General features: G+C 57.0%; 12 protein-coding genes, 1 tRNA gene and 2 pseudogenes. 8 read left to right on the top strand and 7 right to left on the bottom strand.

The window, feature by feature from the left end; all coding sequences use genetic code 11:
- Positions 1 to 35: 35 nt before the first annotated feature.
- From D3Y57_RS17930 to D3Y57_RS21680, 3 genes and pseudogenes are all read left to right on the top strand, one after another.
- Positions 36 to 1,978: pseudogene (locus D3Y57_RS17930) on the top strand (hypothetical protein).
- Complete coding sequence (locus D3Y57_RS17925) at positions 1,978 to 5,946, top strand: hypothetical protein (RefSeq protein ID WP_121154791.1); 3,969 nt, start codon at positions 1,978 to 1,980, stop codon at positions 5,944 to 5,946. Before D3Y57_RS17930 ends, D3Y57_RS17925 begins: the two are co-directional and overlap by 1 nt.
- Positions 5,947 to 6,100: 154 nt before the next feature.
- Positions 6,101 to 6,253, top strand: a complete 153-nt coding sequence (locus D3Y57_RS21680) for a glutathione S-transferase N-terminal domain-containing protein (RefSeq protein WP_430739050.1) — start codon at positions 6,101 to 6,103, stop codon at positions 6,251 to 6,253.
- 437 nt (positions 6,254 to 6,690) lie between these two features.
- Here D3Y57_RS21680 and D3Y57_RS17915 read toward each other — a convergent pair whose 3' ends face one another.
- From D3Y57_RS17915 to D3Y57_RS17900, 4 genes are all read right to left on the bottom strand, one after another.
- Positions 6,691 to 7,545, bottom strand: a complete 855-nt coding sequence (locus tag D3Y57_RS17915) for a phosphodiesterase (protein WP_121156158.1) — start codon at positions 7,543 to 7,545, stop codon at positions 6,691 to 6,693.
- A gap of 112 nt (positions 7,546 to 7,657) precedes the next feature.
- On the bottom strand, positions 7,658 to 9,481 hold the full coding sequence (locus tag D3Y57_RS17910; protein WP_121154789.1) for a cytochrome c3 family protein: 1,824 nt from the start codon (positions 9,479 to 9,481) through the stop codon (positions 7,658 to 7,660).
- Between the two features lie 10 nt (positions 9,482 to 9,491).
- Entirely contained in the window at positions 9,492 to 10,367 is an 876-nt protein-coding gene (locus D3Y57_RS17905) for a hypothetical protein (RefSeq protein ID WP_121154787.1), read from the bottom strand.
- Positions 10,367 to 12,901, bottom strand: a complete 2,535-nt coding sequence (locus D3Y57_RS17900; RefSeq protein ID WP_121154784.1) for a cyclic nucleotide-binding domain-containing protein — start codon at positions 12,899 to 12,901, stop codon at positions 10,367 to 10,369. The genes D3Y57_RS17905 and D3Y57_RS17900 overlap by 1 nt, the downstream gene beginning before the upstream one ends.
- Before the next feature lie 158 nt (positions 12,902 to 13,059).
- Here D3Y57_RS17900 and D3Y57_RS17895 point away from each other — a divergent pair, with 158 nt between their 5' ends.
- Together D3Y57_RS17895 and D3Y57_RS17890 are read left to right on the top strand one after the other, a co-directional pair.
- Entirely contained in the window at positions 13,060 to 13,989 is a 930-nt protein-coding gene (locus tag D3Y57_RS17895; RefSeq protein WP_121154782.1) for a tetratricopeptide repeat protein, read from the top strand.
- A gap of 43 nt (positions 13,990 to 14,032) precedes the next feature.
- Positions 14,033 to 15,406: a class II 3-deoxy-7-phosphoheptulonate synthase gene (locus D3Y57_RS17890; RefSeq protein WP_121154779.1), complete on the top strand. Its 1,374-nt coding sequence runs from the start codon at positions 14,033 to 14,035 to the stop codon at positions 15,404 to 15,406.
- A 40-nt stretch (positions 15,407 to 15,446) separates the two neighbouring features.
- Here D3Y57_RS17890 and D3Y57_RS17885 read toward each other — a convergent pair.
- Positions 15,447 to 16,334 (bottom strand): annotated as a pseudogene (locus D3Y57_RS17885) (IS630 family transposase).
- A gap of 88 nt (positions 16,335 to 16,422) precedes the next feature.
- A complete protein-coding gene (locus D3Y57_RS17880) occupies positions 16,423 to 17,163 on the bottom strand; it encodes a PAS domain-containing protein (protein ID WP_162987190.1) in 741 nt (246 codons plus the stop codon).
- Positions 17,164 to 18,317: 1,154 nt separating this feature from the next.
- Here D3Y57_RS17880 and D3Y57_RS20280 point away from each other — a divergent pair.
- Positions 18,318 to 18,806 (top strand): hypothetical protein, encoded by a 489-nt coding sequence (locus D3Y57_RS20280; RefSeq protein WP_162987189.1) that lies wholly within the window; start codon positions 18,318 to 18,320, stop codon positions 18,804 to 18,806.
- On the opposite strand, the gene D3Y57_RS17870 is transcribed toward D3Y57_RS20280, so the two are convergent.
- Positions 18,796 to 22,113: a trifunctional glycoside hydrolase family 18/polysaccharide deacetylase/glycosyltransferase family 2 protein gene (locus D3Y57_RS17870; protein WP_121156156.1), complete on the bottom strand. Its 3,318-nt coding sequence runs from the start codon at positions 22,111 to 22,113 to the stop codon at positions 18,796 to 18,798. The two genes, D3Y57_RS20280 and D3Y57_RS17870, sit on opposite strands and share 11 nt — an antisense overlap.
- Positions 22,114 to 22,373: 260 nt before the next feature.
- Here D3Y57_RS17870 and D3Y57_RS17865 point away from each other — a divergent pair.
- Both D3Y57_RS17865 and D3Y57_RS17860 read left to right on the top strand, forming a co-directional pair.
- A tRNA-Glu gene (locus D3Y57_RS17865) sits at positions 22,374 to 22,448 on the top strand.
- 164 nt (positions 22,449 to 22,612) lie between these two features.
- Positions 22,613 to 23,836: a tyrosine-type recombinase/integrase gene (locus tag D3Y57_RS17860; protein ID WP_121154773.1), complete on the top strand. Its 1,224-nt coding sequence runs from the start codon at positions 22,613 to 22,615 to the stop codon at positions 23,834 to 23,836.
- Positions 23,837 to 23,950: the final 114 nt, after the last annotated feature.

Below are 23,950 nucleotides of genomic sequence, written 5' to 3'. Positions count from 1 at the left end.
CAGTGCTCGCGATGATATCTGGCGAAGCTAATGCGATGTCGCGCAACGGGACAAGCGATGCCGTGCGCGAACGGATACTGCGGCGCTTCGTGGATGAGGACAGTGCACAGCCAGCACCCGGTCAGGTCGCCCCCGCAACGCCGCCTGCCGCAGCCGAACCCTCAATCTCCGCAGACGGCGCACTGATCGACGGTCGGCGACGTCCAGGGCACGAAAAGCCATTGCCGGACCCAATAACGCAGGAAAATATCGGGGCAATTCACCCACCGCCGCCCGAGGCCTTTCCGACGAACGAATTCCCCGTCCCCGATCGCTGGCGGCTTATCCAAACCCTGTGTCCACAGGGCAGCCTGTACCCGAGCCTTCTGGCGGTCTGTCATTCGGTCCGCGACCCCTATCACCAGAACGTTCTAAAGGGCGATCGCCCCGTTTGCCTCAACACCGAGGAGGAACAGGCAAGACGAAAGGCCGCGGGTATTCCGCGCTGCCTGACCCCGCGCTTTCTTGGTCTGAAACACGACGACTGGTTCCTCGCACTGACCGGAGTTTCGGACACCGTGATCGAGCCGCGCAGCTTTCCGACGCCCGTTGGTGTGCAAACGACGGGGCGCCCCGGCAGTCTCGATGTGTTCGGGCGCGGACAGTCGATCCTGGCATCGCAGACGTTCATCGCCGGCTTTTCGCTCATCAAGGGTTCGACTGCGTTCAAGCCGCCAGAGATCGAATATCGGGTAACACTCGCCTATAATACGAATTACGTGGACGTCTCCGAACGACGCGTGCTCGACGTGCGACCGAGCGTCCACACACATCGCTGGGACAACTTCCTGGGCGTTCAGGAAGCATTTGTGGACTATCACCTTCGCAACACGTCCGACCGTTATGACTTTGAATCAATCCGTGTCGGTATACAGCCATTTCAGGCGGATTTTCGCGGGTTCCTGTTCAACGACAGCCAACTTGGCATTCGGTTCTTCGGCAATCGCGACAACAATCGGTTTCAGTTCAATCTGGCGGCGTTCTGGCGACTGGAAAAGGATACCAACTCTGGCCTGAATTCGATTGTTGATTCCCCCGGCACGATTGGGTTGTCGCCGCCAATCTATACCGACAGGATTTCCCGGTTGTCGGTATGACCAGTCAAATATCGCTGACCTACAATATGAACCGCGAACGCAATCGGATCGAAATCGACAACAACGGCTTTCCCGTCCGACCGGCGCTGCTCGGCGATTTGCGTGGTCGTGAATATGATGTGGGCTACATCGGCTACGCCCTTGATGGTCATATAGGCCGCATCAACCTGACGGCGCAGGCCTATGGCGCGTTCGGGCAGGACCGGAACAGCTTTTTCACATCCCAGCCGGCCGACATCCGCGCTTATTTCTTTGCTGCCGAACCAAGCATTGACACCGACTGGGCGCGTATCCGGGTGTCCGTCCTGTACGCCAGCGGTGATAGCAAACCCTATGATAACAAGGAAACCGGGTTCGACGCGATATTCGAAAACCCGATCTTTGCAGGAGCCGATACAAGCTACTGGATACGCCAAAGCATCCCGTTCGCAGGTGGCGGACGCGCAGTTTCGATCAGTTCGCGCAATGGAGTCCTGAACGATTTGCGCTCATCCAAGGAACAGGGGCAGTCGAATTTCAACAATCCCGGCACCGTCCTGATTGGCGCGGGTGCCGACTTCGACGTCACGCCAACCTTGCGGATATCGACCAACGTCAACCATCTTTGGTTCGCCAATACTGCAACCCTGCAGGCACTGAGGATGGAGGGCAGCATTCCGAAATCCATCGGTTACGACGTGTCGATCGCGACGATATTTCGGCCAAAAGCCATCCAGAATGTCGTGTTTCGCCTGTCAGGTGCGGTCCTGCAACCGGGCGCTGGATTCAAGGATCTGTTCGCCAGTTCGCGTCGTGACGATCGCTTTTATTCGATGCTCTTCAATACGATCGTGAGTTTTTGATGCGCTGGCTCGCGATTCTGCTTTTGTTAATGGTCCCGGCATCGGTGCTTCGTGCAAGCAACGCCGAAAAGCCGCAGGAAATTCACTATAGTTTCACGCCCCCTGCTCCGCCGACCCAGACCCTGGACGAGGCAAAGGCAAAAAGCGCTGGCTGCATATCGTGCCATTCGGCCTCTGATGCATGGTCGATGCACAAGTCCGAATCCGTGGTTCTTGGTTGCACTGACTGCCACGGCGGCGACGCCAGCGCCACGCTGCCCGAAGCCGAAAAGACCGATAAGTTCGACGACCCACGCTACGTCGCGATCCGCAACCGTGCCCACGTCATGCCCCGCTTTCCAAAGGCGTGGAACTGGCCTTCACCTGCCAATCCACGGCAAAGCTATACGCTGTTAAACAAGGAAGCGCCCGAGTACGTTCGCTTCGTCAATCCGTCCGATTACCGCGTCGTCCGCGAAAGTTGTGGCGCATGTCATCAGGAAACGATCGAAGCTGCAGAGCGCTCGATCATGGCGTCTGGGGCGATGCTATGGGGTGGTGCGGCCTATAATAACGGCATTATTCCGTTCAAGAACTACGCCTTTGGTGAAGCCTATACGCGTACTGGCGAGCCTGCGAAAATCATGTCACCCGGCGAACCACACGGCACGGTTACCCCCGATCAGCAAGCTCGTGGCGCTTTACCTGTGCTGTATCCGCTACCGACCTGGCAGGTGGTTCCCCCAGGAGATATTTTTCGCGTTTTCGAACGTGGCGGGCGGAATATTTCGACGCAATTTGCAGAAATCGGCCTCCCTAATCCGACGGGCAGCATCCAGCGGCTCGAAGAACCCGGACGGCCCGATCTGAAGCAGTCCAATCGCGGCCCCGGCACCGGCCTGCGCGTCGCGATTCCGGTGCTAAATATCCACAAGACCCGGCTCAACGACCCATTCATGTGGTTTATGGGGACAAACGATCAACCGGGCGATTATCGCCAGTCGGGCTGCACCGCCTGCCATGTCGTTTATGCAAATGACCGCGAGCCGCGCCATTCGTCGATCTGGGCGAAATATGGCCGCGATGGTCAGACTGCCACCGTCGATCCAACTATCAAGGATCGATTGGAACCCGTGGAGCACGGCGATCACGCAACAGCGTCACGATCGGGCGAATATGCCGTCCACGGCGATGCCTCTCGCGAACCGGGACAGAAGGAAAAGGGCCATCCTGTCGAACACGCCTTCACCCGCGCAATCCCGACCAGCCAGTGCATGGGCTGTCATATGCACCAGCCCAACATCTTCCTGAACTCGTTCCTCGGATACACGATGTGGGATTACGAAGCTGATGCCCCGCGGATGTGGCCAAAGGAACAGCACTATCCAAAGGCCGATTTCGCGCGTCAGGTGCTCGACCGAAATCCTGAAGGAGCCGCCGTACGCGGGTCGTGGGCCGATCTCGATTTCCTGCGTAATGTGTACGACCTGAACCCGACGATGAAGGATACACAGTTTGCCGATTATCACGGCCACGGCTGGAATTTCCGGGCAATCCTGAAGCGCGATCGAGAAGGAAATTTGCTCGATGCCAATGGCAAGATCGTTGCAAATGACGACCCCGAGAAGTGGCGCAAGAACGGCGAACCGAAGTTCGTTCCGATCGGCACGAGTCCGGGAAAATCAGTCCATCTGATGGACATCCATGCCGAAAAAGGACTGCAATGCGCCGACTGCCATTTCGCGCAGGACAGTCACGGCAACGGCCTGATTTATGGTGAAGTGGCCAACGCGGTCGAGATCGGGTGCAAGGATTGCCACGGCACGGCAGATGCCTACCCGACATTGTTGACCAGCGGACCGGCTGCGCGACCCGCCGGCGGGAACCTTACGCTGCTCCGTAACCCCGACGGCCAGCGCCGCTTCGAATGGATGACTGACGATAGCGGCCGCCGCGTCCTGATGCAGCGCTCCATTACCGACCCGAAACTTGAATGGCGTGTGCATCTGACCAAGGATTCGGTCGATCGCACCTCTCCCGATTTCAACATCAAATCTGCGCGGGCCAAATTGATGGGCGGCAGCGACACTCAAGGTTGGGGGCCGGGCATCGCCCCCGCCGACCGCGCGCATGGCGATGACAAGATGGCCTGTTTCACTTGCCACCTGAGTTGGACGACCTCCTGTGGTGGGTGCCATTTGCCAATCGAGGCGAACTGGAAAACATCCAGCCACAAATACGATGGCGAAGAAACGCGCAATTTCGCGACGTATAATCCGCAGGTGGCACGCGACGACATGTTCCAGCTCGGCCGTCACATGGCGACCAAGGGCAACATCATTGCGCCGGTCCGATCGACCTCTGCACTGGTGCTGTCGTCGACCAATCTCAACCGCGAGCGCATCTATATTCAGCAGCCACCGATCTCCGCGATCGGGTTTTCAAGCCAAGCCTTTGCACCACACTTCCCGCACACTGTTCGGACCACCGAGACCAAGACCTGTTCGGACTGTCACGTTTCAGCGAATGAGGACAATAATGCGATCATGTCGCAGTTGTTGTTGCTCGGCACGAACTTCGTAAACTTTGTCGGAATGAATGCCTGGACCGGCCTTGAAGGCGGGTTCGAGGCGATCCGCGTGACCGAATGGGATGAACCGCAAGCCGTCCTCGGCAGCTATCTGCAACGCTATGCCTATCCCGATTATTTCAAACTCCACGTTGAAAAGAACAAGCGCGAGCTGATCAACTGGACCCGGGGGAAGACGTTCGACAAAAATCTGTCCGGCGAAACCCAGGCACACGAACAATTCCGCAACGTTACCCAAGGCACTCGTGATGCAGTCGGCTGCCTGCAACTGCGTGGCGAATATATGTATGTGTCGGAGGGACGCGGCGGCTTTCGGGTTTATGACGTCGCCTCTATTGGCAACAAGGGCTTCTCCAATCCCATCGTCGCCGCGCCATTCTCACCACTCGGCCAGAACGCGCATATCAGTTCGACCAATGCCACCTGCATGGCGTTGCCAACCGATCAGCCGATCAACCCGTTGCGCAACACCCCCGAGATGCGGACACTCAATCAAGAACAGGCGTTTCACCCAATCTATAACTATGCGGTCATCACCGATAGCGTGGAAGGTCTGATCCTCACCGACATCACGACGATGAGCGACGGAGAGTTTCGCAACAACTTTCTGAAGCGTGCGGTGACGTGGAACCCCGGCAATGTGCTTGGCGGCGCGCGGCACGTTACACTGGCGGGGCATTATGCCTATGTCACCGCAAAGATCGGACTGGTCGTGATCGACCTGGATGATCCGCTGCATCCAAAGCTGACCGCGACAATTCCGCTGGATGACGCCCGCGCAACGGCGCTCCAGTTTCGCTACCTCTGGGTATCGGATGCGCAAGGGTTGAAGCTGTTCGACGTGACGAACCTCGCCACGCCAGTGGCCATTCCGTCAGGCAATGTCGTGCTCGCCAACGCATCACGCATCTATCTCGCGAGGACCTATGCTTATGTCGCGGGCGGTGCCGAGGGACTGGTAATCGTCAATATCACCAAGCCCGCCTCTCCCGTGATATATATGAAAGAGACTTTCGGCGGTCGAATGAACGACGTCCACGACGTGATCGTCGGCACCACCAATGCTTCGCTGTTCGCTTATGTCGCGGACGGGCGGAACGGTATGAAAGTCATCCAACTGACCAGCCCGGAAAGCCAGCCAAACTTCTATGGCTTTTCACCACAGCCAAAGCCCGAACTGATCGCCTGGGCAAAGACGCCTTCACCGGCCCTTGCCATGTCAAAGGGTCTGGACCGCGACCGCGCCGTCGATGAAACCGGCGACCAGATCGCCGTATTCGGCCGGGTCGGCAGCCGCCCCTTCACGCGCAAGGAAATGGAAAAACTGTTCCTGACTCGGAAGGGAGTGCCATATAAAGTTGTGGATGCACCGAGTTTGGCGGATTGGGTGGGCAGCTAAGCAACCTCACGCTTCTTTCGGCGGTGCTGGAAAGCTACCATAAGTCGCATAGAATGAAGGAAATTCCGAATTGGTCGATCTGATCCTCCACACCTTCGACTGGGTTCCCAAGATGCCCCGCGGCCATGTGCGGGACATACGCGTGCGCTAGGCACTGGAAGAAGCCGGATTGCCATATCGCGTCGAGAGCGTGCCATTTCGTGATCGGAATGCCGCACATTTTGCGCATCAGCCGTTCGGCCAAGTGCCATGGTTGACCGATGGAGACATCTCGATTTTTGAGAGTGGAGCGATCCTGCTCCACTGAGGTAACCGTGGTGACGCACTGATGCCCGCCGAGCCGCACGAACGGAAGAAGCATTGGAATGGCTGTTCGCGGCCCTCAATTCGGTCGAAATGGCGAGCCCGCCCTCGACCCTACTCAAATTTTCTGGTGACATCGGTGAATCGCCGGGCTCAAAACAGTTCGACGCGTTTCTTAAAGCCCTACTGCAGCATTTGGAGCCAGTCGTGAAAACATGCGAATGGCTGGCCGGAACCTTCTCCGTGGCCGACATATTGATGGCGGATGTGCTACGCCTTGTCGATCGGTTCGACGGGCTCGCGACAATTCCGCTTGTCGTGACTATGTTGCACGCGCCACGGCCGCCCGTCGCTCTTAAAGGCACATGCAGACCAGATAGCCCATTTTGCTGCGGCCGACTGAGCAGCACTGCCGACAAAAACCGCTGTTGGGCTTGCCAACTACTCTGCCCCCGGTCGTTCTTTCATCAAACTCCTTACAAGCGGCTGCATTCCCTTGTCGAATTTTGCCAGCATGACGTGTTCATCCGCATTATCGAAATGGGTCACCAACTGACTTCCGTTCCACCAGTGCAGTGCAAAGGCCGGGGGATCGGCGATAATCATCGAGCGATTGTCAGGAGCCTCCGCATCGATCGGCGTCAGATCGAGAGCGACCTGTGGTGCGGTCGAGGGGCAAATCGCAATCGTCGTTCCCTCCCACTGGCAGGTTATTGCACGATGCAGATGTCCGCAGATCACGGAAATGATCTGACTTTTGCCCTTAATACACTGGCGAAAGACATCGACCCACGGCTCGGCGGGATCGGTGTTCATCCATTCAATACCGACCTCCACCGGAGGATGATGCATTACGATTACCGTCGGGCGGTCGGTTTGCTCGGCAAGCCGGGCATTGAGCCAGGCCGCGCGAACTTCACAGAACGCGCCGCCGTGCCGCCCTTCATCAAGGGTATCGAGCACCAACAAGCGTAGCGGACCTGCCTCCACCTCATATTGGCAAAAGCCATCTACAAACGGAATCTCGGGAAACCATTTGGCAAAATTTTCACGCTGATCGTGATTGCCCAAGCAGGGCCAGACGGGGAAATTGACCTGCCCCAATGCGACGCTCAATCGACGATAACTTTCTGCGTCACCGCGATCGACGATATCTCCCGTTACCAGAAGCATATCCGGGCGCGGCCTGATCTCGTTCAGATGACGCAGCACTTGATCCAGTCGCTTGCGGTTGAATTCGGCCGGATTGTCCGGGTCGAACCCCAGATGAATATCGGTAACTTGGGCGATCAGCATTTGGCCAGATACCCCCTCGGCGATATCATCCATCTGCTGGCAACATGGCCGCATCCCAGACACTGCGTCAATGTTTCGTTCACGAAATTGTCGTTGCGGAGCGGCCAGTTGGTCAACGTACAGCCCCTTTAAGGTATCCCGCCGGTACAACGAAACGTCCCTGCCCCTTTGCCCGGCTAACGTCACGCTTTGCCCGCCACGGTGCTGATGCGTCGATGTGATAGCTGTGACACATGGCACAACTGGATGGCACATCAGCACGGCTGCTTTCGCCCCCGTGGCATTCCCGGCAAGTAGTGATCCCGGGCAGCATGATTGGGCTGTTCGTCTCTGACGTCGCAGCCTTGTGACAGGTTTCGCATTTATCGGTTTTATGGGCTTCGTGGTTGAACCAGCCTTTTTGAAGAAACCGCGTTGGCTGGACGACGGGACGGACACGCCAGCCCGCCGAGTTTGCATCGCCTGTGCGGTCTACAACGTGGCAGTCATAGCAAGCGCCTCCTTTCGTGAAGACCGCACTGATTGCCGCGTCGGCACCGCCGCCATAGTTGCGAAGTCCGCTCGCATAATTGCCACTGGTTTGGGACGCCGCATAATTTCCCGGGCGACGTCGCTCGACCCCTCCCAAAGAAATTGGGCGCACTGGACCGGTCGATCGGAAATAAGCGCGAAGATCGGCCACTACTTGTGCCGGCTGACCATGACGAAGGGTACGGACAGTGCCCCCAATCCGATCAAAAGCAAGGCTGTGGCACATTTGGCAATCCCGCTCCATTTCGACCGGTTGAAAGCGTACTCCGTCCGACGTGGGTTTATGACAGTCCTTGCACGCTAGCGCGTTGTCCCAGCCCTGTTCGGACTTCATCGTCTGCGCCATACGTGCCACTCCGTTGGTAGCGGATAAGTGTGTCCCATGCGGGAATTTCAAGCCGTTGCTCTGGATCGGGCTCGCATCCAGAGAAACTCGGCGAAAGATAGGAGCTGCCCCCGAACTGTCGGTCACGATCGCCGGGCGGAACTGCGGGTGTGCTGTCCCAAAGTCACTGACATCGGCCAGTTTGGTGTCCGTCACACGCGATTTCAACGTCGCATGGCAATCTGTACAAAACGCCTGAGCAGTCGCTGGCATCGGCCCGGCGCCCTGATGTTCGGTATGACAATCGACACAGCGTTGCCCCGTTGGCACACCGAATACTGATTTGAACCCATTTTGCACGCGCTTGCCAAAGTTTGGTGGCGCCATCGCATTAATCTGACGCTTTGGATCGGCGTGGTCGTGAATGCCGATGTGACAGGCAACGCATTTATTGTCCTCAACAGATACGAACGCCTTCTCATGACAGGACTGGCAATTGTTTTCGAGCGCACGATGCGCTTGGCTCAATGGCCCCGACGACCACATCTTGTCGGCATGAAAGCCCACAGGTCGCGTCTTGACATCGTGCCACGTTGCCCAAGAGTAAACCGGCCACGCGAGGCAAGCGGCGAGGATCAAAATAAGAAAGGTCCACGCACCCAGGCGTTTTCCAGGCAGCAGTCCAGCAAGTGAAAAGACGGTTCGCTCGTCCTTCTCACCCGTCGCGTCAGACAAGGCATCGGTGCGTTCGACCGAAATCGTCGCCACGCCGTCTTCCATCGCAAGCGTGAGCAAGTGACCGCCAAAGCGCAATTCAGCACCACGGTTGGCATCGATTTCCGCGCGCTTGGTTGATCGTCCATCGACTGCGAAACCAAGGCCGCCAACCGTCTGCGCAAGCACACGTCCGCCCGGCAGTCTGGTAAACGCAGCATGAAAAGGTTCGACCGCCAGATCGGCCAAATGGATATCGTTCGTTGCATCGCGCCCGATGCCGATCGTTTCTTTATCGACCAGCGTTGGGCGAATGATGACGCGCCCGTCGGCCGTCCGCGAAACTGTTCGGACGATGAATGTCACGAAGTCGCCCTCACCAGTAAAAAAACACGGAAACAATGTGCGCGGTCAAAGCTGCGATGAGCGCAAACGTCATTGGCACATGAATATAAAGCCAGATTTCGAGCAGCGCCCGAATCCGCAAATGCCGCCGTACACGCGCAAGCATCGCCTCTTTTTTCTCTAGCAGCGCGTCGATTCGCTCCAGCGGTTCATCGCCAAGCTTAGGCATATGAACCGTCTCACGTCGTATTTCGGCCTTCGCCAGACGCGTCGCACAACGCGGATAACGTCCACTTAATCGTGACCACAGGCCGCCGCCGAACGGATCTTGCTCGAGCGAGCTTCGTACCAGTTCGGCGTAATGCTGCGCGACCGGCTGTGCCGCCTCATGCAACTGGCGGTCCACCGCGCGCAGCCCTTCGAGCATCTGCGGTTCAGTCGTCTCATTCCGATTGTTGGACAGCGAACGCGGTAACACCGAATAGACCGTGATGCCGAACAGACCCGACAGGATAACGATCATCATCAGCACATAGGCCAGCGTATGGATGTTCCATCCGAACTGAAACCCGGTGTGCAGCGTCGCAATTACGATGAGGCTCAGTCCGAGATAGACATGCGCCGACGTCCAGCTTTTCAACGACCAGCGTCCACTGGTCATCGCGCGCTTTCGCACACCGAGCATCGTCAGCCACAAAATGAGCAAAGCTCCAATCGTGCCGAGGGTATATCCATACCACGACCCGCCGCTCGGGCGCGGCTTCACATCGATACCGATGTAAACCAGCAGCGCGATCAGCGAGATTACGCCCGCAATTTTGGCCCAATAAAAGCCATTATGTCGTAGAAAACCATCGTGGACACCTGAGCCACGCACCCGGTTTTGAACTGAAACGCGCGTGGCCATCAGGCATCGCCCCGTTCAAGTCGCGCTACCGTCAAAAACTCTTCGGGTGCAACACGGATCGCAGCACCGGTCGGGCAAGCGCGCACGCAAGCGGGGCCGCCTTCGATCCCCGAGCACATATCGCATTTTATGGCCTTCTTCGCCTTTTCCACCGACGGATCGGCATTGGCGTAGGACCATTTTTTCGGAGGCTCGCCCGGTCCCGGCCCCATACCGAACAACAACCAGTTGAGCAGCGACGGCTTCTTCGGCGGCTTCGCGTCCATGCGTATTACGCCGTAAGGGCAGTTCCGCTGACAATTTCCGCAACCGATACAGGTTTCGTCGATGAATACCTCACCGTCAGGTCCGCGATGAATAGCATTCGGTGGGCAGTCCGCCATACAGTGCGGGTGTTCGCAATGTCGGCACGACGTGGGGACATGAAGGTGCGCATAGGTTCGCCCCGCCTCCCGATCGAGCCGCGACAAGCCTTCGTGTGAATCCGCACAGGCTTTCTCACAATTGTCACAGCCGACACATAGATTTTCGTCGATCAGCAAAACGTCAGTTGCTTCGCCAACCCCCTGTTCAACCAGGAAAGTGGCAACGCTTGAATACATATCGACGACGCCGGAAAAGCTGTCCTTCTTTGCTTCGATGAACGCGTTAACGTCCTGTCGCGCGGCCATATCGCGACGAGCCTTTTCGAGCAGCATCGGCTTTTTACCGAGCAGCGTGCGAAACGTAGCCCCCTGAAGCTGGATCACTTCGGATTTGATCGCAGCTTTCACCGTTGCGGTCCGCTTGCCACCTGAGATCAGCGCCATTTCGCCGACATAAGACCCGGCGGGAAGGTAGGAGAGGAACACCGGCTTTCCCCCGATCTTCTTCTCGACAACCATTGACCCGGTGCGGATTACGAAAATGTCCTCACCCATCTCACCTTCGGTGATAACGCTTTGCCCTGCCTTTACCTGCAACACTTCGGCAGTTTCGACGACCTCGGCTACGTCGTCCTTAGTCAGGCCGGATCCGAACATCTGCAGCAACTGACGCTCGATCGAAATGCGTGTGATCGCGCGGCGAGCGGCAGGTACCGAGGACTGCAATTTCAACGCTGCTGTTCGCGAAACCTCGACGCAAATCGCGTCTTCGGCCGCAACGATGGTGGCACCGCGTCGCCGGCCCGAAATCAATCCGACTTCACCAAAGATCGACCCGGTTTCGATTGGCACGGTGATGCCGGGATTGGTCGGATCAACCTGAACCAGCACCGACCCGCTCGCAATCGCGAATAGCGATGAACCGGGATCGTTGCGTGAAAAGATCGTGTCACCTTTACGGTAAAACCGCGCGTTCGAATCGAGCATGAATTCACGCATTTGCAGCGGCGACATCCCCTCCAGAATCGACACGTTGGAACGCAGCAACTCCAGCCACTCATCCACCGAACGCTTGCCCGGCAAATCACGAAACTTGGCTTCGAGAATAGGCTCGTCGGCAGGTTTCAGCGACGTGTTGCCGTTCACGAATTCGACCACATCATGACCCTGGTTCATGCAGTGCTTGATGAGCGGATATCCCGCCAGCGCACCGATGACAAAGATCCCCGGCGCCGTCGTTTCGAATACTGGCGAAAGCTTTGGAAAAGCCAGTCGATCGCCGCTTGTGAATTCGATTCCCGACTCTTCGACGAACGCGCGCGGAGGTGCCGATCCCATACGCGCGATAATCCGATCGCAGCGTGATTTCACCTCACCGTCGCGCGTGTCGAGCGTAATTTCACCGGCAGCCACAGTTTGAGTGCTGCATTCAGTATAGATCGTAATTCGTCCGGCATCGCGCGCCGCCATCAGGGCCTTCACGTTTGCATCCTTGGCCGTCGAAAACTCTGCGGACCGATTGACGAGCGAAACACTGTTGCCCTGCGCGATATCAGCCGCCAGCCCAAGCGCGTTTTCGATACCAGCGTCGCCGCCACCAATGACGAAAATATGTTCATCATTATATTCGGCCGGATCGTCGAGCTGATACTGGACGTGTGACAGGTCGCCACCCGGCACCCGCATCAGGTTCGGGTTACCCTGTGTACCGATCGCCAGAATGACACTGTCCGCCATCACTTCGCTGCCATCGGACAGAGTTAGGCGATAAGGCGGCGCATAACGCTGAATTTCGCGTGTTTCACTGGTCCCATCCCGTGCCCTGACAACAATCTTCTGAATGCTGCCTGCAATCGGATCACCGGTACCTTCGATCTTCTTGACCTCGGCTTCCTTACGGACGGTGACGCCGTTCTTTTCGGTCTGCACATCCCAGGTGTCGAGCACCAACTCGCGCTTGCCCGCCGCGAAGTCGAGGTCGGACCGCAACACGAGTTGGCTGGGCGTCGCCATGACGTGCTTGCCCTTTTGGTATTTATAAATCGTGTCGGAAAGGTGAGACGTCTTTTCGAGAAGGATATGCGACAGACCAAGCTGCGCCGCGCGCGATGCCGCGCTCAACCCGGCCGGGCCCGACCCGACAATAGCGATCCGGAAAATGTCAGACACGGATCAAAGCTCCCCCAAGCGACGTAGATAGCCACCCGCGCGCCTTGCTCGGGCGAACGATCCGACTGTTTTTGGCTGCCACCCCGCAGCCTGTCTAGCATCGTCACGCGATTTCGCTAGACCGCAATGCGCTATCGAATTGGGCGGGATAAACAAGCATGGTTTCAGCGGGATCGAAGAGCAGTAAAATTTTATTGATCGGCGCGGCTATTATCGCCGCGGCAGGAGTCGGCACAGCAATTTGGCGAACGCAACACAGGACAATCGCGCCGGTCCCGGTTGCCATCACTCAGCCTGATGCCGCAACAATGATTGCTCAACTGGAGGCCAAATTGAAGGCCAACCCAACCGATGCGGAGGGCTGGCGAACTCTTGGATGGGCCTTTTTCAACACCCAGCGTTTTGCCGAAAGTGCCACCGCCTATAAGCGTGCGACTCAGTTAGCCCCTGAAAAAGCCGAATACTGGTCGTCGCTCGGTGAAGCTCTGGTACTTGCTGGGCCGGGTGCAGTGGACCCGGATGCAAAGGCCGCGTTCGCAACTGCCGTTTCGCGCGATCCAACCGATCCGCGAGCGCGCTATTATCTTGCGGTCGGCAAGGACATGGCGGGCGACCATGAGGGCGCGATTGCCGATTGGCTGGCACTTTTAGCCGCTTCGCCGTCCGACGCCCCTTGGGCCGCCGATGTTCGCAAGGCGATCATCAATGTCGGTGCGAAGAACAAAATCGAGGTCGCGACCCGGCTTTCGGCAGTTAAGATGGCGGCGCCCGTCAGCGCGCCCGTAAACAATGCGCCAAGCGTGGCAACAGCGGCAATTCCTGGCCCGACTCCCGAACAAATGCGCGCGGCATCGGGCATCCCGAAGGGACAGCAGGATGCGATGGTCGATGGCATGGTGCAAAGCCTTGCTGCCAAGCTCACTGCCAACCCTAAAAACGTCGATGGCTGGATCATGCTGATGCGCAGCCATGTCACGCTCGGGCAGACAATGAAGGCCAGCACAGCGCTCAAATCGGCTATCGCCGCCAATCCGGACGACGCAGCACGCCTGAATGCGGCGGCCAGAGAACTGGGTGTCCCTAGCTAAACTGTTGCCAATTCGGTCCCGTTCGCCCAAAGCGCCGACCATCATGGCTACAAACTGGACCCCCACAAGCTGGCAGGCGCACGAAGCCCGTCAGATGCCCACTTATCCCGATGCGGCTGCGTTCACGCGTGCCACGGACACGCTGTCAAACTTTCCGCCACTGGTATTTGCCGGTGAAGCGCGTGATTTGACTGCCGATCTCGCTCGGGTGGCAGAGGGCAAAGCGTTCCTGCTTCAGGGCGGCGATTGCGCTGAGTCCTTCGCAGAGTTTCACCCCAACAACATCCGCGATACGTTCCGCGTCATCCTTCAGATGGCGGTCGTAATGACGTTCGCGTCGAAACTGCCGACCGTGAAGCTTGGCCGGATGGCCGGTCAGTTCGCCAAACCGCGTTCGGGCGACTTCGAGGAGCAGAACGGCGTATCGCTGCCAAGCTATCGAGGCGATATCGTCAACGACATTTCCTTCGAAGCCCTTGGTCGTGCGCCTGATCCGCAACGCATGATTCAGGCTTACAACCAGTCGGCGGCCACGCTCAACCTGCTCCGCGCTTTCAGCAATGGCGGGTATGCGAACCTGCATCAGGTGCACGCATGGACGCACGACTTCATGGGCCGCAGTCCATGGACCAAGCAGTATCGCGATATTGCCGACCGTATCGGTGAAGCGCTCGATTTCATGGCGGCCTGCGGGATCAACCCCGATACGGTTCCTCAGTTGAAGACGACGCAATTCTACACCAGTCATGAAGCATTGCTCCTCGGCTATGAAACCGCGCTTACACGGCAGGACAGCCTGACAGGCGACTGGTTCGACACATCCGCCCATATGCTGTGGATCGGCGATCGTACCCGGTTCGACGGTAGCGCTCACGTCGAATATCTGCGCGGTATCGGTAACCCGATCGGTATGAAGTGCGGGCCCAGCCTCGAACCCGACGCTCTTTTGCGCCTGCTCGACACACTGAACCCCAGCCGCATCCCCGGACGTATGACCCTCATCACCCGTTACGGCCATGACAAGATCGAGGCAGGGCTCCCACCCCTCGTCCGTGCTGTCATGCGTGAAGGCCATCCGGTCGTGTGGAGTTGCGATCCAATGCACGGTAACGTCATTAAGGCGGCCAATGGTTACAAAACACGACCATTTGAGCGTATTCTGGCTGAAGTTCGCGGCTTCTTTGCCGTTCATCGCGCGGAGGGCAGCTTCGGTGGCGGCATCCATGTGGAAATGACGGGTCAGAATGTCACCGAATGTACCGGCGGTGCGGTTGATGTCACCGAATTAAGCTTGAGCGACCGGTATCACACACATTGCGATCCGCGCTTGAACGCCGGGCAGAGTCTGGAACTGGCGTTCCTGCTGGCCGAGATGCTCAATCAGGAACTGGCCGAACGGCGGCGCGTCGCAGCATAGTCGCGCGCCGTCCGGGATTGCGGCCTAGAGCAGAATCCGATCATTCTGGTTCATACCCGACAGCAGTGAAGTAATTGGCGCATTCCTGCGGCGTGAAGCGCGGTAGTGCATCACGGATCGCATCCCAAAGCTCGGCAACCGAACGGGCGGCCGTTTTCCGGAGGATGGATTTGAGTTTGGAAAAAGCATTCTCGATCGGGTTGAAATCTGGAGAATAAGGCGGGAGGAAGAGCAGCCGCGCACCGACGGCTTCGATCGCGAGGCGCGCTGCCAGCCCCTTATGAGCAGGCAGATTGTCGAGGATGACAACGTCCTTGGGCCGCAGCGTTGGCACGAGGACCTGTTCGATATAAGCCAGGAACCACTCGCCGGTCACGGGACCGTCCAGCACCCTCGGAGCGGTCATGCCAGTTAAGCGCAGCGCGCCGGTAAAGGTCGCCGTTTTCCAATGCCCGTGCGGGAGGGGGCCCGTCTCATCGATGAAAACCAGATGCTCGGGGCCCAGATCCAGCCGGGCGTCGAACCAGGCGTGTCGCCGCGCGGCGACGTCGGGCCGCTCCTGCTCGCTGACGTGCGCCGTTTTTTTGACGGTAACGGCATGACGATCAAGAACGCGCCAGATCCTGCTTGCCGCAAAGCTTGCGCCATATTTCTCGCGCAGCAGTTCCGTCAACTTGACCAGCGTCATGTTCACCTGGCTCTCGATCGCAGCCAGAATGCCATCGCGATAAGCTTCTATGCGATGGGACCGCTGATCGCCGCCTTGCGGCTTGGCACGTGCGACGCCTGTCTCACGCCATTCCCGGACTCAGCGGACCGCGCTTGCAGCTCCCACACCAAACCGTGCCGCTGCCGCCCGTCGCGACAGCCCGCCATCAACCGCTGCGATTACGCGTGCCCGCAAGTCTTCGGATAAGGATCTCGCCACGCACGCCGGCCTCCCGTCCAGCACACAGGGTGAATCAGATTTTTCGCCTCATGAAAAGCCCCGCGATTCTATCCGGTCGGATTTCGCTCTAGCGGAGTGCGCTGGCGATAGCTTCGCCGCCTGCCCGGTTCGGCATTATCATAAACGCGGCACCGGTAATCGAGCCGCCATCACGCTCTACACCTACGCCGATCGTCACAGGCATTGGGCTGCCTGTTCCGTCCAGCATTAGCGCCTGTAGCGAAAACGCTTTTCCAGAGCTCAGCACTCCATCCAAAGCATCGCGTACAACTGTCCGTGCCCCTTGCTCGAATAGTGCTGGCAAACGCAGGCCCATGATCTTGTCGGCCGTGCTTTTCGCCAACGAAACCAAATTGTCATTCACAGTCGTAATCGTACCACGAACATCGACCCGTCCGCGTCCAAGAGAATCGGTCGCATCTATTGCCAATTCAGCAGCAGCAGCGGCTGAAGTAAACTGACGGATACGCGTTGCCTGAGTGACAACATCGGCCAGAATCGCAAGTCCCGAAGGAAAAGGCAAAATCTGAAAATGAAGCGTCTGACCGGGATAACGTGCCGATTCTATTTCAAAAGTCTCGCTATCACCCGAATTAAGGACACGGGTGCAAAAATCGCCAATAAAGTCGCGATTATTGACGTGGAGCAAGTCTCGAAAGTTTACGGGGTTCGCTCCCCCATCTGGAACCTGAAAGTGACGACGGCCAGCGCAGTTCATGCGGGTAATTCCGAAGTCGGCATCGACAAGGATCACTATAGTAGAAATACTGTCGATCATAATATCAAACCGCGCGTCCAGCGATGTCATTTCCGATTCGCTTTCAGACAATCGCGTCATCTGTGCGGCACTCAGAAGCGCCCATCCTACACGACCATGCTGCGCAATATAGACTGGTTTGCTAAGCGAACTCGCCGCGTAATGGCCAAAATGCCTTACGAAATCAGTCGCAGTGGCCAATTCACCCTCTGGCCAGCCCCCCGTTGGATCATGCCTTGTTGGCGCATTCATTATCTTACTCTCTAGTCGATTGTTATATAATCACAAAATACATAACGCCATATCAAACAGTATGTTTAGCAAATAAAATATTATGTCTATTTACGTACAGTTGTCCAGAAGATTTAAATAGCGTGAGAACAATTCCAATAATTTCAATATGCGTAATTTACGTATTATTGAATATAAATCAGTTTAAAATCTGTCACTACAAAATTTCGGCAACTAGCTTGATTGATCCGACGTGACATTTGCGAGATCCAATCACATGATAATTATATGCTCGTTAGAAATGCGATTGTCTGTATTGTTAATAAACTTTATAGCATCAGGTTGATCACATCTTATAGTTGATATTATTAGATCACTGACTTAACTGACAATTAACATAATCAATCAAGAAAATATCATCGCCATGCTAAATTTTGATTTAAACTTACTCGACACACAGCATTAAGTCAATATGAATGCAATAACCTCCAAAATGATCAAGATATGCTAATATCGTAAACTTGGCTATGATCTGGGTGCACTTTCTCGTCAGATTAACAGAAATATCGCCGCGACTATTGCAGTCGCAGCGCGCGTCGATGCAATTGATATTGCGTTGGGCAATATTACCGTAGCGGCTTGCATCGAATACCGTCAATGTTGTAGCCGACACTGCTAATATCGTTGATAATACTGCAGAATTTTCTGTACGCGTTGTTCGCAATGATGCTCAGGACGCGGCAATCGGTGCAACTTCCCAGTTGGCAACAAATGCACAAGCTTCATCGACTACGGTGCGCGACGGCGTTATCTCGAGTAGTATTGGTCTGGTCCAACAGGATGTTAAACGGACTGATTGACGTTGAGGCGCGAACCGGAAGTACTGAAATTTAGATGGCAAGCACCGCCGAACCGCGCCACATCTCCAGTATCGCAAATGGCATCGCAAACAGTGACACCGCCACAGTGGTCAGGTGGCACAAGGACAGGTCGTCACGCTCGACGCTGCCAAAGCCTATACAAACCCCAATCTCGCAAATCTGACGGCCTACAGTGCCAAACGCGAGATCGACGCCAACAACGTTATCCTGCGCAAGGAAATGTACTCGGCCGCCGCATCCAACGCGGCGATCGCAGGACTTTTCCAGCCGATATTACTAGCGAAGAAATGGGCATTCTCAGCATCGGCGGTCGCGGGAACGATGTTGCCTTTGCGATGGGCCTGCAAAGGCATCAGGAGCGACCATACACCGGCGCTCGGCACCGGAGCGATCTTTGGATGCCACAGCACACCCTCACCTATAACGCCGCCGTCGGCATCCACTTCTGACCGAACGCGCAGGCTTTGCCGACAGGATAACGAGTTTCTCCAGACTGGCCTCTCACTCAGTCCATTCCAGGGGAGACCCTACTCCGGCGATGATGCATTGACCGCCGGAAATTTCCTCTCAGTCAGGTCTTGACCGCCGTCGTTCGTCCGCTCCGCTCCAGTTTGCCCCAACCCACCCAGGGACCGCTCAGCGCCGCTCCAACGGCACGGATAACGACCGAATACATGACCTGCCGATAAATGAACCGCTGCGCCACCAGCAGGTGCGCAGGATAACGTGTCTCGCGCTTTTCCAACCAATAAGCCACGCCGCCACAAAGAACATCGATCACAGTGAAAACCACCCAATACACTGCCATACGAAGGACATCAGACTGGGTCTGTTCCCAGCCATGCTGCTGAACCTTCACCACAGTATTGATCGCACTCAGTACCAGCGCGAGGTCGATGATCGGGCTGATCATGGCAAAGCCAATCTGGAATATCCATGCTTGTGGTATCCCAACCAGCGCAAGACCGGCAGGTTTGCGGTCCTTCATGATCGCACGATGCTTCCACAGGCATTGCAAGGTTCCAAACGCCCAGCGAAACCGCTGTTTTGCGAGAGCGCGCAGGGTTTCGGGTGCCTCGGTCCACGCCACGGCTTCGATATCGTAACCCACGCGCCAGCCCGCACGCTGAATCGCGATCGTCAGATCCTGATCCTCGGCCAGCGTGTCCACTGGATAACCTCCGACGGCATCGAGGGCCTGCCGCCGCCAAGCGCCCACGGCACCAGGCACGACGGTGATGGCATCAAACTGGGTCAACGCGCGGCGTTCCAGATTTTGTGCGGTAACATATTCCACGGCTTGCCAGCGTGTTACCAGATTGACTTTGTTACCGACTTTCGCATTGCCAGCCACTGCACCGATTTCGGGATCGGCAAACCACCGCGCCAACCGCGCAACGGTCTCCTTTTCGAACTGGGTATCGGCATCCAGGGCAATGATGAAGTCGCTATTGACCAGTTGCATTCCCTCATTGAGCGCGCGCGCCTTGCCACTGTTCGCTAGGGTCAGCAGACGAACGCGCGGATCGTCCGCGAATGTCTGAGTAACCACGGCAGAGGTATCATCGGTCGATCCGTCATCGATAACGATAACCTCGACCCGGACATCGGTACTCGCCAAAACACGATGTATTGAACTCGCAATCACCTTGCCTTCGTTAAACGCCGGGATGAGCACCGACACGAAACGCTCTGGGTCGATAGGCGGCGCGACGGGTGCGTTCTTGTCATAATATGACTTGATCGCCAGCCCGGCCATCAAGACAGCCCGCGCGATGCCGAGCGTGATCGCCACGAAGAACAGCCATTTAACCGTCGCCATGAATCCCGCCGCGAACAGAAACACACCAACGTCCGCTCTCACCGCGACCAGGTCCATACCTGTCACCTGCGGCATCATCGCTTGCGGTGTTACGCCCGCGAGCGTTGAAAGCGGCACGAAACTATACCCCTTCGCCCGCAGGGTATCGATGATCACGGGCAGCGCCGTGACTGTCTGACTACGATCGCCCCCACCATCGTGGAGAAGAATGATGCTCGCCGACCTGTCAGCACTTCCACCACTCACCTGAGCTATCGTTTCGTTTATGATCGTATCGACGCCAGGCCGTTTCCAGTCGCCCGGATCGACGTGAAGCCCAACGTTCAGATAGCCGCGCTCCTGCGCCAGCAAAGCCGGAATCAGTTCGTCCGTCGTCGTTGGCTCAGCATCGCCGAAATAAGGGGCGCGGAAAAGACGCATCGCCCTGCCCGTGTACGCCTCGACAAGCCGTTGGGTGAAGTTGAGCTCCAGCCGAATTCCCATCGGCGACACCAGCGCCATATTCGGATGCGTGTAGCTGTGGTTACCGATTTCGCTACCGCCACGAAGCTCGCGATTGAGCAGTCCAGGATGCGATATAGCGTTCTCCCCGATCACGAAGAATGTCGCTGGGACGTGCTTCGCTTCCAGAATATCGAGTATCTTTGGCGTCCATGTTCCATCGGGGCCATCATCGAACGTCAGCGCAATTTTGCCCGGCTGATACCCATATCTGCGCACCACGAACGGCGTCGGCAAATGAATGAAGTTCTGGTCTCGGATCAGGTTGGTCTTGTCAAAGGAAACCTCACGAACACCGTCGCGCGGAACAGCCTCGATCCGCAACAACTCACCATTGCCTTCCACATCGACGTTGCCGACGGGATGGATCGTTGAGAGATCGGGAAGCTTACCCATCTGAAACGAAGCAAACGCAGGCCAAACACCGGGATCTTCCGAACCGAGGCGCCATAACGCAACACCAGCGACACCAGCGCTGTCGGCAACGCGTAACTGATTCCACGCGCTAGCGGCATCGAGCATCCAGATCGTATGGACCGATCCGTTTTCTTCATATGAAAACGTCGAATTACCGCTGACCTTGTCAAAAGTGACCTTGGCTTCACTATCGTTAGCGGCCAGCCACGCTTCTTCGTCGGTCATGTTGTCGGCAGTACCGTCATGCCAGTCATAGGCATAATTGCCGATTGCGACGATAGCTTTTTCCGGCGGCACCTGACGCAAGGCGTTCTTCAGGCGATCGACGAACCACATTTGCGACGCGATCGGGCCGGCCTCATACCCGGGCGAGTGCTCGTCATAGTCCATCAAGAACAGGCGATCGGCAACCTTTGCAAAAGCATCCAGGCGCCATTCCGGATCATCGAGCGGGACACACAGCGTAACCAGCCAGCCCCGTTGCGCAAATGCCCTTTTCGTTTCACCCAGAAAGCGAAGATAATCAGCCTGCGCGCTGTGCGGTAATTCTTCGAAATCGAAAACCACACCAGAACCATGCTGACGGAGGATCAATGCCTCGACCCGCTGTAGCATCGCCGCTCTTCGCAACGGATCATGGAGAACTTGCGCCATTCCCGCGCCGTCCCACTTATCATTTGCTGCGTTCTGGACCATCGGCAGAATTTTTGGCCGACGCGATGCCGACGCGAGAATCGTCTCAAGTCCGGGATCGCTATCCATGCGAATCGTTCGGCCAGCATCAGTGAAACTGGCAAGCGTAGGAACGAGCCAATCCAATTGCGCGACATGGCGCTCCAGAGAGGCTTTGCTATCCGGATCCCAGGGCACGTAAAAACCGACAGTGATCTGATTGACGGCGCTTGCGGCTGGCGTCGTGCTCGGCAGCCAGCTCCCGATTTGGCGACGTAAGTGCCTGATTTGCTCGGGAATAGGTCGCGGCTGTCCTCGTTCACGTACCGGCGTAATCCCTCGTGGTACGGGAACCGAAACGACCGTGATGGCAAGGGCAATGGCCGCCACGACAATCAGAGCCAGCAAAACGGCCACAGTGCGCAGCGACCATTTCCGGCGTCGCCCACTGGCATCATAAAATACGGGTTGCTCCATCATTCGTTCCTTGCCCGGCTTCGCGTCGATTGAGAAGCGGTAAGAGCGGCATCGGCGCAACGGGACTACACCAATGCCGCTCACAAGTGTGTCGGGTCGCTTGGGAGCGGATGACCCGACCGCCCCTTAATGAATGAGGTCGAGTGGCGTGGCCGTGGCACCGACATGACAAAAACTTCATGCCGGATCGCGCCTTCGATTCTTGATCGCCATTCTTGACCACCTGCCACAGGACGCATAAGGCGCAGGCTCGCTCGGACGGCCCCTTCGTCTAGCGGTTAGGACGCGGCCCTCTCACGGCTGAAACACGAGTTCGATTCTCGTAGGGGTCACCAATTCACACGCTCAGGCAGTGTCAATTGGTGTCTTAAGTGGCTGTTTTCTGCCGTTTTTTCGTGGTATGGTTATCGCAATCAAGCCGGTGAAATACCATAAGGTACCAACAATTTGATGGTACATTTGATGGTAGCTCGCTGGACGTCCGGTTGGAGATACCATCATGACGCTTTCAGTGGTTGCGATTAAAGCGGCAAAAGGCCGCGACAAAATTTACAAGCTTGCCGATGCTGGTGGTCTGTTTCTGATGGTGACGCCATCAGGTGGTCGCCGCTGGCAAATGAGCTATCGTTATCTCGACAAGCAAAAGACGCTCTCCTTCGGCGTATGGCCCGACACCGGCCTCGCTGAGGCACGAGAAAAGCGCGATGCTGCCCGCAAGGTGCTGGCCAAGGGCCTTGACCCCGCTGAACAAAACAAACTTGCACGGATTGCCGCCACTGTGGCCGCGTCCAACAGCTTCAAATCAGTGGCCGATGAATGGCTCATCAAAGTAGAACGCGAAGGCCGCGCACCTGCAACCATGAAGAAGCTGCGCTGGCTGCTTGATTTCATCAACCAGTCGCTTGGGAAGCGGCCCGTCACCTCGATCACCGCCCATGAACTGCTGATTATGCTGCGCAAGATGGAGAGCAAGGGGCGCTACGAAACAGCCAAGACGCTCCGCAGCACCTGCTCGCAGATCTTCCGTTATGCGATCGCCACGGCGCGCGCAGAACGCGACGTTGCCGCCGATTTGCGCGGTGCGCTGATCGCGCCAAAGCCTGTCCATCGCGCAGCGATTACTACACCCAAGGAAACTGGTGATCTGCTTCGTGCCATCGAATCGTTCCAGGGGTTTGGCACCACAAGGATCGCGCTGAACCTTTTGGCCCATGTGTTCGTGCGACCAGGCGAGTTACGTTTTGCCGAATGGAAAGACTTTGACTTCGACAAGGCGCTATGGACGATCCCGGCGCACAAGACCAAGATGCGGCGGCCCCATAGTATTCCGCTATCCCGTCAGGCCTTGGCAATTCTCGGTTTGATCGAGCATGACGCCACCTATAGCAACTTCCTTTTTCCCTCACTGCGATCCGTCAAAAAGCCTATGTCGGAGAACACGATCAACGCGGCGTTGCGACGCATGGGCTATGCGCAGGACGAAGTGACTGGTCACGGTTTCAGGGCGATGGCGGCGACGCAACTCAACGAAATGGGAATCTGGAACCCTGACGCGATCGAACGCCAGCTTGCCCATTGTGAGGGCAACGCTGTTCGCCGGGCCTATACGCGGGGCGAATATTGGGATGAGCGGGTGCGCATGATGCAGCACTGGTCGGATCATCTCGATCACCTGCGCGATGGAGCCACAGTTCTGCAAGGCAAGTTTGGCAAAGCCAAATAGTGGTGAATCGGTCGTCGGGCCTCGACAGCTGGCCGTTTCCAGTCTGAGTTGTCCGGCCATCATCACTATAATGGCCACCTCCTAGCGATCACCGCAACCGGCCGGGTCCACAAC

It is taken from the genome of Sphingomonas paeninsulae (genome assembly GCF_003660165.1).
Classification (GTDB): Bacteria; Pseudomonadota; Alphaproteobacteria; order Sphingomonadales; family Sphingomonadaceae; genus Sphingomonas_O; species Sphingomonas_O paeninsulae.
Note: the sequence above shows the minus strand (reverse complement) of the source record. Positions and strands in the feature narration are given on the sequence as shown.

Excerpts from the sequence above, each read along its gene's own strand:
- D3Y57_RS17925 (WP_121154791.1), top strand. The coding sequence starts at position 1,978 with ATGCGCTGGCTCGCGATTCTGCTTTTGTTAATGGTCCCGGCATCGGTG.
- D3Y57_RS17915 (WP_121156158.1), bottom strand. The coding sequence starts at position 7,545 with ATGCTGATCGCCCAAGTTACCGATATTCATCTGGGGTTCGACCCGGAC.
- D3Y57_RS17905 (WP_121154787.1), bottom strand. The coding sequence starts at position 10,367 with ATGGCCACGCGCGTTTCAGTTCAAAACCGGGTGCGTGGCTCAGGTGTC.
- D3Y57_RS17895 (WP_121154782.1), top strand. The coding sequence starts at position 13,060 with ATGGTTTCAGCGGGATCGAAGAGCAGTAAAATTTTATTGATCGGCGCG.
- D3Y57_RS17890 (WP_121154779.1), top strand. The coding sequence starts at position 14,033 with ATGGCTACAAACTGGACCCCCACAAGCTGGCAGGCGCACGAAGCCCGT.
- D3Y57_RS17880 (WP_162987190.1), bottom strand. The coding sequence starts at position 17,163 with ATGACATCGCTGGACGCGCGGTTTGATATTATGATCGACAGTATTTCT.
- D3Y57_RS17870 (WP_121156156.1), bottom strand. The coding sequence starts at position 22,113 with ATGGAGCAACCCGTATTTTATGATGCCAGTGGGCGACGCCGGAAATGG.
- D3Y57_RS17860 (WP_121154773.1), top strand. The coding sequence starts at position 22,613 with ATGACGCTTTCAGTGGTTGCGATTAAAGCGGCAAAAGGCCGCGACAAA.